The sequence below is a fragment of the uncultured Candidatus Kuenenia sp. genome (genome assembly GCF_900696675.1).
Taxonomy (GTDB): domain Bacteria; phylum Planctomycetota; class Brocadiia; order Brocadiales; family Brocadiaceae; genus Kuenenia; species Kuenenia stuttgartiensis_A.
On sequence record NZ_CAADGZ010000147.1, the window covers coordinates 1 to 7491 of the forward strand.

5 protein-coding genes are annotated in these 7491 nt (G+C 42.1%); 2 read left to right on the forward strand and 3 right to left on the reverse strand.

The features are described 5' to 3' along the window. Positions 1 to 348: 348 nt before the first annotated feature. Positions 349 to 3408 (reverse strand): CheR family methyltransferase, encoded by a 3060-nt coding sequence (locus QZT26_RS15245; protein WP_164994531.1) that lies wholly within the window; start codon positions 3406 to 3408, stop codon positions 349 to 351. 839 nt (positions 3409 to 4247) lie between these two features. On the opposite strand from QZT26_RS15245, the gene dapF reads away from it, so the two are divergent. Together dapF and QZT26_RS15255 are read left to right on the forward strand one after the other, a co-directional pair. After that, positions 4248 to 5081 (forward strand): diaminopimelate epimerase, encoded by an 834-nt coding sequence (gene dapF, locus QZT26_RS15250; RefSeq protein WP_099324614.1) that lies wholly within the window; start codon positions 4248 to 4250, stop codon positions 5079 to 5081. A gap of 105 nt (positions 5082 to 5186) precedes the next feature. Further along, positions 5187 to 6077 carry a DUF4292 domain-containing protein gene (locus QZT26_RS15255; RefSeq protein WP_099324613.1) on the forward strand — a complete coding sequence of 297 codons (891 nt, stop codon included), beginning with the start codon at positions 5187 to 5189 and terminating at the stop codon, positions 6075 to 6077. Here the strand turns inward: QZT26_RS15255 and rpiB are convergent. Together rpiB and QZT26_RS15265 are read right to left on the reverse strand one after the other, a co-directional pair. Then, complete coding sequence (rpiB, locus tag QZT26_RS15260; protein ID WP_099326998.1) at positions 6074 to 6526, reverse strand: ribose 5-phosphate isomerase B; 453 nt, start codon at positions 6524 to 6526, stop codon at positions 6074 to 6076. The two genes, QZT26_RS15255 and rpiB, sit on opposite strands and share 4 nt — an antisense overlap. Before the next feature lie 52 nt (positions 6527 to 6578). Continuing rightward, positions 6579 to 7211, reverse strand: a complete 633-nt coding sequence (locus QZT26_RS15265; RefSeq protein ID WP_099324612.1) for an L-threonylcarbamoyladenylate synthase — start codon at positions 7209 to 7211, stop codon at positions 6579 to 6581. Positions 7212 to 7491: the final 280 nt, after the last annotated feature.

Consider the following 7491-nt stretch of genomic DNA (forward strand, 5'->3'; position numbering starts at 1 on the left):
GAATAAAACAACCGTATCATAGATTAAAGCGTAGAAGAAAAAGTTGAAAAAGGGGCAATTTAAAAAAATTTAAATTTGCTCAGAGAAAGAATCTTGCATAAAAAAGATAGTTTTCGTTCAGACACTAAATAGCTCCGTAGGAGCGACCTGTTCGTATTCAGGTAGACCTGTTTATATGGATTTACAAGAGACAGGTCGCTCCTAATTGCAGAGACAGGTTTCAAACCTGTCTCTACGATCTGTTATAATATCCTATTTTGCTACAAACAGGCTGCTCCTACGGAGCTTATAGGTAGTACATTTTTCAAAAAACTAAAGTGTTACTTACTATTTGTTTGGCTATATGTGCTACGTTCGCAACGGGTCAGTCAGGTCTTTTACAACGCATTGAACATATATATTTTTCGAGGTTTTTATAACAGTACTCATTAAGCACACGGGAACAATAACTCCATCAGGTCTTCGAATATTCATTTCCATAGAAACCGTTTCATTTTTCTTTGACAACCCTTGAAAGAATTCTGCCGGGTTCTTTGTCTTTTCCGGTGAAAAACAATCCCATATTTTGTACGTATGCTGCTCCTTAAGGCTTCTGCCGGTTTGTTCCTCAAATTTTTTATTATAATCCACGATAACGCCGCTTTCCGGATTAAAGAGCACAATGCCGAATAGCGAAGACTGATTCAACATGTCGAACCTACTCTCTATCAGGCGTAAAGCATCTTCTGTATTTTTAATTTTTGTAACGTCAATAAATGTGATAACTACGCCATCTATTACATTATCTACTGTGCGATAGGGCAAGATACGCATGTTATAAAACGCCTGCTCCTTTGTCTGTATCTGGCATTCTTTTTTGACCAGCGTTCTAAGCACTTCTGCCGAGTCATCCCTGAGGGTGTCCGTATTGAATTTTGCGGTGATGTCGCCTATCGAACGGCCAATATCCGACAGCAGCATATTAAAGAGTTTTGTCAGCATCGGGGTAAAACGGACAATATTCAGTTTCGTGTCAAGAAATATGGTTGCTATCTCAGTGCTTGCAAGGAGGTTGTTGAGGTCGTTATTGGAACGTGATAATTCATTTAACTTATTCTGCAGTTCCGCGTTCACCGTCTCCAGTTCTTCATTCGTGGATTGTTGTTCCTCTTTAGACGTCTCCAATTCCTCGTTGGTACTCTGCAGTTCCTCGTTTGTGGACTGCAATTCTTCATTGGTAGATTTCATCTCCTCATTCGAAGTTTCCAGTTCCTCGATGGTTGCCTGTAAATATTCCTTTGTCGATTTCAATTCTAATTCGAGTTTTGTAATCTGTGGGTCTTCTTTGCTGATTTTTAAGGAGGCCTTTCCTTTTTTCCGCGCTTTTTCAGCCGGTAATTTTTCATCAAAGATGATCATCGTCAGCCCTTCAGTTGCTATTCCGGTTTTAAGTGGCTTGACGGTCAGGTCAATCGTCAGGAAATGTTCATTGTCTCGTATCTTCACCTCTTTTTCTATGATAGTTTCTTTCCTTCTGGAAATTTTATGGAGAATGGCGCTCAGTTTATAACGCAGGTCTTCGTGCGCCATTTTTAATATATTGAAGGTGGGGACACCGGGTGGCGTTAGCAAGTATTTGTGTATATTGCCGTTAACATAAAGAATCTCATGTTTTTCATTGATCAGTGCAAACGACGGGGCATATTTGTTAAGAATCTCTCTTTCCGCAAGTTGAATAATATTGATTTCTCCGTAATCCTTTTTTTCTTCTTTCCGGTCTGATTGAAAGACTCCCTTCGTTGGCAAGGCAGGAAGATCCACGCCCTTTTCGATAACGCCGCTTTTACGTTTATAGATTTTCCATTTCGCATTTTCAGTTGAAAAAAGATCGGTAAAATTACCAATGGTTTCAGATGACCCGAGGAAAAGGTACCCATCCTTATTCAGGGTATAGTGAAAAACCGACAGTATCTTTTTTTGCAGCGAGGCGTCCATATAAATCAGCACGTTTCTGCATGATACAAGGTCTAGCCTGGAAAAAGGAGGATCCTTTATCAGACTTTGAGCGGCAAAAACCAGCATTTCGCGTATCCGTTTTTTTAGCTTGTAGGAGTTGTCTTCTTTTATAAAGAACTGTTTCAGCCGTTCTTTGGAGACGTCCGCGGCAATACTGTCAGGGTAGATACCCGCGCGCGCGAATTCGATGGCCGTCGAGTCTATATCGGTTGCAAATATCTGTACGTTACACTGCCGCTGTTTCTTTTCCATAATTTCCGCGATGAGTATGGCAATGGAATATGCCTCTTCGCCTGTGGCGCAGCCAGCCACCCAGACGCGTAAAGCACTGTTTGTCTGTTTTCTCTGTATGATCTCGGAGATTACCGTATTTTTCAGGAGATCAAAGGCGTCCTTGTCTCTGAAGAAATTGGTAACCCCTATGAGCAGGTCTTTGTAAAGAATTCCTATTTCAGCCGTATTTTCCCGGATATAACTGAGATAATCTGCAATTTTATCTATCTGATGAACGGCCATGCGTCTTTCAATCCTTCTCCGAATCGTATTTTGTTTATACTGGGAGAAATCCTGTCCTGTATGGTTGCGAATCTGCAGGAGTATTTTTGTTACATTGTTTTGATATTTTTCTTCCGTGGCGCCCGTTGACCTGACGCTATCAATATAGGGGTGTTTAATATATTTTAGCAGTTCTCCCGGCATTCTTTCCACTGGCAGGACAAGATCAACCGCACCGGTGTTTATCGCGCTTCTGGGCATGCTGTCATATTTTGCCTCGGTTTCGTCCTGCGCCATGGTCATTCCCCCCGCGCCCTTGATTGCTTTAAGCCCCAGGGTGCCGTCGGTGCCCGTTCCTGAAAGCACGATGCAGATGGCCTTTTCTCCCAGATCATCTGCAAGGGAACGAAAAAAGAAATCAATAGGCAGTCTGTAGGCATGTGGTTCAAGAGGTTGTATCAATTGAAAGGTCCGGTTCATAATAGCAACGTCCATCCCCGGAGTATTAAGATAAACGCAGTTTGGTAACGCCCGCATTCCATCGTTGATTTCCAGTATCTTCATTGTGGTATATTTATTTAGCAGTGTTGCCATAATGCTCTTGTATTTAGGCGCCAGATGCTGGATAACCACTACGGCAAGGTTGCTATTGTCAGGCATGTTGGAAAAGAAACCTTCGAGCGCCTCAAGCCCGCCGGCAGAAGCGCCGATTCCGACAATGGGGAATGTCATAGTTTGTTCTTTTATAACCTTTTCATCCCTTGCCGGTGCTATCGTTTTTGTTTTTGGCATAGCCGTTTTTGCTACGGTAGGTGTAACAGCTTTTTTGGCTTGGACTTTTGATTCCTTGGCGAGTGCCTCTTTTTTCCCAGTCTGCGCTGGCTTCTTTTTTTCAGCTTCAGTTTTTTTTCTCACCATGATCTATTGGGCTTCTGAAATGAATTATTTTGCTTGCATTGTTAGATAAAGACATTTTAAAAATCCATAGTTGGGTAATTGGGTGAATCGTAAGCAGGTAAGCAGGAGATGTCAATATAAATATATTGATGTATAGACGCACGGCCGTACGTCTGTCCTTTAACCACAAAGAGAGTCGTAGAGTTAAAGAGTTAACTCCTGAACTCCTAAACTTTACGTAAGCCTCATCTAATCAATGCCTTACGGTTATGCATTTTGAAAAACGAGCATAAAAAACAAAAGATTGGGGGATAGTAGTACGAAGGAAAACTTACAAAAAAAGGTAACATTTTAGTTTTTTGAAAAATTTATGGGATGGAAAAAATACCATGTAGCCCCGTTAGGGGCGGTCTGTTTGTAGCGCAATAGAATTCAATAGTGTAAATAGCTTCGTAGTAGCGGCCTGTCCGTATTCAGGCAGACCTGTTTAATATGGATTTACAAGAGACAGGTCGCTACTAATTGTAGAGACAGGTTTCAAACCTGTCTCTACGGTCTGTTATAATATCCTATTTTGCTACAAACAGGCTGTTTCTACGGAGCTTATAGGTAATACGTTTTTCAAAAGACTAAAATGTTACAAAAAAAGAAGTTTTTACATGGTAATACTATATAATATGAATACCATACTCAGTCCTCAGTTCTCAATCTGCAATTTGCCGACTGCCGACTGCCACGGTATAATAGAAAATCCCAATCCCCTTCAAGTCCCTTATGGAAAGGGGACGGAACTATTACAAAAAATGTTTGTATTGTACGAACGTTTATTCTCTTTAAAATAAAATTGTTTAAGGGTTATCATGAAATTCACAAAAATGCATGGAATAGGCAACGATTATGTTTATGTTAATTGTTTTCATGAAGTAGTTGAGGACCCCGTCGGGCTGTCAAAAAAAATAAGCGACCGGCACTTTGGAGTGGGGTCCGATGGGTTAATACTTATATTGCCGTCAGAGATAGCAGATTGTAAAATGCGTATCTTTAATGCGGATGGCAGTGAAGCGCAAATGTGCGGAAATGGAATCCGTTGTGTTGCAAAGTACGTTTACGATCATGCACTGGTCAGAAAGAACCCGCTTACAGTAGAAACGTTGGCAGGCATTAAAACCATTGAGCTGTATACGAAAAATGAAAGGGTCTGTAGCGCAAGGGTAAATATGGGAAGGCCGAAGCTGATGAGACCGGAAATACCAATGGTTGGCGCTGAAACGCAAGTAGTAGACGAAATGCTCGTGCTTAATGAAAATACTTCATTTCGGGTTACCTGCGTTTCCATGGGAAATCCTCATTGCGTAATCTTCGTTGATGATTTAAAGCAACTCCATATAGAAAAAGATGGAAAGGCAATTGAACACCATCGCGTCTTTCCCGAAAGGACAAATGTCCATTTTGTAAAGGTTCACCATCCGGGAGAGGTTACAATGGTCACCTGGGAGCGTGGATCGGGCATAACCCTGGCGTGCGGAACAGGCGCTTCTGCTGTTTGCGTTGCCGGCGTTCTTAACAACCTGACAGAACGTAAACTTTTGGCACACTTGCCAGGCGGGGATCTGGAACTGGAATGGGTGGAAGATGAAAATGTTTATATGACAGGCGCTGCTGCTGAAGTTTTTACGGGAGAATGGCTTTTATAGCAGCAGGAAAACAGTCTGCAGTCCTCAGTCCTCAATCGGCAATTTGCAGACTGTCGGCTGCAGAAGGAACAAGTAAATATTTTACCAATAAGCACGCACTGACGAATGGAAGTGTGCAAAGAAATTACTGATAAGGTACTAAAATCTGCAATGAAGTTATCTATAATTAAAAGTGTATTTCTTTTTGTCATCCTACTGTCCGGTTGCGCAGGCAGCAAATCAGCGATTATGCAAAGATCGATTTGGGAAGATACTTCTGCCATACTGAATAGCACGGGGGGGGAAGCGCAAAACCTTTCGGTACAACAAATAAAAGAGGTGTTAATTGACAACAACTCTAAACTTACTACGCTTCGGGCAAAGGCAAAAATAACCTTAACCGCGCCTGAATCAAAAGGGCCTGTTACATGCACCGGCCTGATAGTGTATGAAACGCCAAATCATCTGCGTGTCATTGGCTCAAAACTGGCGACTACCCTATTTGATATGTCTACCGACGGCAATACCTTTTGGATTTATGTCCCCTCGGAAAAAAAGGTTTACACAGGTTCCAGCAACGCCTTGCATAAAGTGAATTCATCAGGAATGGGCATTTCACCGAATGATATGGCAGGGTTATTTAATCTTAAAAATATTCTGGGCGGCGAGAGTACGGTATTGGAAATCTGGCCTTATTATTGGATCATTTACGCGATAGATACGAATGAAGGCAAAATAAATCTTAAAGGGAAATTGTTGATTAACAGGAGTAACACGGATACATTTCGATGTGAAACATTTAATCCGGACGGTTCTGTCCGGCTGCAGGCAGTATTTACCGATTATTCTGATTTCGATAGTTGCCGGCTGCCGCAAAGAATTGACGTCCGTTGGCCCACATACAATACCGCAATGGGCATCACGCTTTCTGATATCATTGTAAACAGCCAGCTTGACTCAAAAATATTCACCTTTACAATCCCAAATGGCGTGGAGGTAGTCCATATGGGGAATTAAATTCCGCCTCCATTTTCCAGTTCCACTATTTTCTCCAAACGGCGGGCGTGTCTTCCCCCTTCAAAAGGCGTTTCTAACCATAGTTTTACTTTTTGTTCCAAAAGTTCTTCGTCGATAATATCCGCACCGATGCACAGTACATTGGCATCATTATGCCGTCTGCTCATTTCTACCGTATAAAGATTGTGGCATAAAGTCGCCCTGACGCCCCTTACCTTGTTTGCTACAAGCGACATACCTATTCCGGTGCCGCAGATTAAAATACCCCTGTCGCATTCCCCGTGTCCCACCGAAAGCGCCGCCTTCATTCCAAAATCGGGGTAATCCACGGACTCCGATTTTGATGAAGTGCCAAAATCCGTTACGGAATGGCCTAATTCCTTCAATGTTACCTTAATACGTTCTTTAAAATCATACCCTCTGTGATCTGATGCTATTGCAATCTTCATTGTCGTTTCACAATCTTCCATAAAAAAATGTACAAAAAAATTATCCCGATTCTCAATATTTTTTAAGACAATTTCGAATAGTTGTTTCGGGAATAATGCCATGCCGAACGACCTCACATACTCCATCTTTTATTTTGACAACCGTTGAAGGCTCGTGTGATGGTGTTGGTCCGCCATCCAGTATGAAGTCGATTTCATCCTTAAAATATGCCGTTACTTGTGATGCATCCGTTGACGGCGGATGCCCTGAAGTGTTTGCGCTGGTAGTTGCTACCGGAATATTTGCGGTGCGGATTAAGTCTCTTGCGATGGCATTATCGGGCAATCTTACGCAAATGTCTGAGCCATCCTTCAGCGGAAAAATAATCGCTAAGGGACCCGGCCAAAAAGACTCCATCAACCTTTTTGCCACATCAGAAACAGCGCCCGCGTATAGTTCCACTTCCCCGATATCGGCAATCATCAGGGTCAGCCTCTTTTCTGCAGGCCTCTTCTTTGCCTCATAAAGCCGTTCGATAGCTTCTGGATTATCCTTATGAACGCCCAGGCCATATACGGTCTCCGTTGGGAAAGCCACTATCCCGCCGTTCCTCAAAGCTTTAGCAGCTATTTCAATAGATGTCCAGTAAAGGTCTTGATTTCGGACGTCAAGTATCTGTGTTATTTTGGAGGTGTTACAAGGCATAATATAAATCTACGTTCATAAATTTCAATATTTTGTAACACTTTAGTTTTTTGAAAAATTCCCGTTATAGAAAAAATACCATGTAGCCCCGTCAGGGGCAGTCTGTTTGTAGCGCAATAAAATTCAATAAGGTAAATAGCTCCGTAGGAGCGACCTGTCCGTATTCAGGCAGACCTGTTTAATATGGATTTACAAGAGACAGGTCGCTCCTAATTGCAGAGACAGGTTTCAAACCTGTCTCTACGATCTGTTATAATATTCTATTTTGCTACAAACAGGC

What these genes read in the sequence shown, in the direction of transcription:
- rpiB (WP_099326998.1), bottom strand. Translation starts at nt 6,526, where the DNA reads ATGAAGATTGCAATAGCATCAGATCACAGAGGGTATGATTTTAAAGAA.
- QZT26_RS15255 (WP_099324613.1), top strand. Translation starts at nt 5,187, where the DNA reads ATGGAAGTGTGCAAAGAAATTACTGATAAGGTACTAAAATCTGCAATG.
- QZT26_RS15245 (WP_164994531.1), bottom strand. Translation starts at nt 3,408, where the DNA reads ATGGTGAGAAAAAAAACTGAAGCTGAAAAAAAGAAGCCAGCGCAGACT.
- dapF (WP_099324614.1), top strand. Translation starts at nt 4,248, where the DNA reads ATGAAATTCACAAAAATGCATGGAATAGGCAACGATTATGTTTATGTT.
- QZT26_RS15265 (WP_099324612.1), bottom strand. Translation starts at nt 7,211, where the DNA reads ATGCCTTGTAACACCTCCAAAATAACACAGATACTTGACGTCCGAAAT.